The sequence below is a fragment of the Acidithiobacillus sulfurivorans genome, from assembly GCF_018853815.1.
GTDB classification, from domain to species: Bacteria; Pseudomonadota; Gammaproteobacteria; order Acidithiobacillales; family Acidithiobacillaceae; genus Acidithiobacillus; species Acidithiobacillus sulfurivorans.
Genome location: NZ_JAAOMP010000147.1, coordinates 1 through 2357 on the forward strand (window position 1 = coordinate 1; position 2357 = coordinate 2357).

The following is a 2357-nucleotide window of genomic DNA, read 5'->3' on the forward strand; positions in this document are numbered from 1 at the left end:
CTGGCTGGGCAGGATGTTTCGCTGGTCTGAATGGCTGGACCAATGGGCCATGCTGGATGTTTTTCTGATTGGTTTTGGCATCGGTTATGAACGGGTCGCGCCTTTTCTACCTATCGAAGTGGGTACTGGAGGCTGGTGCGTGGTGGGGCTGGCCTTTCTCAGCATGCTCACGCGGGCGACCCTGGAAAGACGGGAAATATGGCGGCGCATTGGTCCTAATCTGGAATCTCTGGATCTGGACCAGGAATATATAGGTTGTGGCCATTGCGGGATGCCCGTTGCCGCCCATCAAGAAGGGCAAGCCTGCCCACGTTGCGCGGCAAAAGTCTGGCGCTATAAACCACAATCGACCATGCGTACCATGGCCTTTGCCCTGGCGGGATTTTTTTGTTATCCCTTCGCCTATCTTTACCCTATGGAATATAACTATCAGATAGGGAAAATGGAGGGTTATACGATTATGACTGGGGTAATGAAACTGATTGATGCGCATTTTTTTCTGTTTGCCGCCATTATTTTCATTGCCAGCATTGTGATTCCTTTTTTGAAGCTTTTTTCTTTGAGCTGGTTTTTTATTTCCGTACATTTCCATTCGGTTAAACGGCTAAGATTAAAAACAGAAATCTATCGCTTGATAAAAACCATTGGTCGCTGGTCACATGTCGATGTATTTACCGTTACCGTCTTTTTGCCCTTGATGCACTTATCCGGATTGCTGGCTGTTTATGTGGGAGATGCACTTCCCGCCTTTCTCTCAGTAGTCGTCTTGACCATGATTGCGACAGAAATCTTTGATCCCCGCGCACTCTGGGCCGCTTATCTAATGGAACCGCATGAATAATTCTTTGCCTACCGCAAAAATACGACGCTCCCGCTGGCCCGGTTTGATCTGGGCCGTACCTGTCGCAGCTCTCGCCATTGTGGCCTGGCTGGCCTTACGCACCTATATGGACCAGGGTCCGACGGTGACCGTGCAGTTTGCAACTGAGGGTGGCATTAAAGCCGACCATACGGTAGTAAAATATCGTGGCGTCACGGTTGGTCACGTCATCGCTGTCAAACTGTCAAAATCCCTCGGCGAAATTTCAGTTTCCATTCGTTTTGACAATTACATGGCTCATCATCTGGGCAAGGGCACGCGCTACTGGATTGCTGGTGAAAAAGTCAGCTTTTCCAACCTAGGCTCTCTGAAATCCATCATCGCCGGCCCCTACATAGGTATTGACCCGCATAGTGGCCCCACTATTCATCATGTCATCGGACTGAATGAAGAACCTGTTCTGAAAAGCGAATCCAAAGGCATTACCCTCATTTTGCACACTCCGGAAAAAGGGAACATTTCACGCGGTGCACCTATTTTATTCAGAGGGGAATCCGTTGGTGAAATACGCGGTGAAACATTACAAAAAAACGGTGATGGCTTCGAAATTTACGCTTTTATTCCCGAAAAAAACCGGCATCTGGTCAACACGCATAGTCGTTTCTGGAGTTCGGGCAATATCGCTATCAGCCTGTTTGGGGAACACTCTGGCGTTCATATACCTGCTATCCCGGCATTAATCAGCGGGGCCATCAGTTTTTCCACTCCCAAAACCGGCAGCACCGTGAATAACAATGAGCAATTCCCCCTTTATGCCAATGCTAATGCTGCGGAAAATGCTCCCCTGGAAAATGCCGTGGCCTATCAAATGCAGATGCCTGGTGGTTCACAGGGATTGAAATCCGGTGCCGCCGTCATGCTGGAAGGGACTCGTGTGGGTAGCGTCACTGCTGTGCACATGTTTTTTGATACCCGGCAGCAAGCACTATCGACGGTCATCAACATCCAGATCAATCCCGAGGCGATTCCGCTCCGACATGGACAGCCATGGGACATGGCCCAGCCTTCTGCACAAATGAATGGTATCCTCCGCCACCTGATTGCTCAGGGTTTACGGGCGCAGTTGGGGAGCACTGTTCCGATGCTGGGTTCCAAGGTCATTGATCTCAGTCTGGTTCCAGGTGCAAAAGCGGCCCGTTTACTGCCCGGTCAGCCACCCATCATTCCCATGGTCCATGAAGCAGGCATTCAGAACAGTATTCACCAGTTGAATGGCATACTGACAAAAATCCATGCCCTTCCTCTCCAGCAAATCGCCGCCAATCTCAATCAACTGAGTCAGAATCTGGCGGCCTTGAGCCGTTCTCCACAAACACGCGAGACCTTGCAACATTTGCAGCAGACTATGGCCCATCTGGATGCGTTGACGCGCGCAGCCAACCAGCAATTACCGGCCATCCTGAAATCACTGAACGCGGCCAGTCAGGAGGCCCATGCCGCCTTGCAGTCAGGCAATGCCCTGCTCCATAGCCAGGGA

Annotated in this window: 2 protein-coding genes; both read left to right on the forward strand. The window is 50.7% G+C overall.

Annotated features, from left to right (window positions below; genetic code table 11):
• On the forward strand, positions 1-841 hold an 841-nt coding region (locus HAP95_RS13405; protein ID WP_215884661.1), incomplete at its 5' end, for a paraquat-inducible protein A.
• Positions 834-2357: PqiB family protein (locus HAP95_RS13410; protein WP_215884662.1), on the forward strand; the 1524-nt coding region annotated here is incomplete at its 3' end. The genes HAP95_RS13405 and HAP95_RS13410, both read left to right, overlap by 8 nt.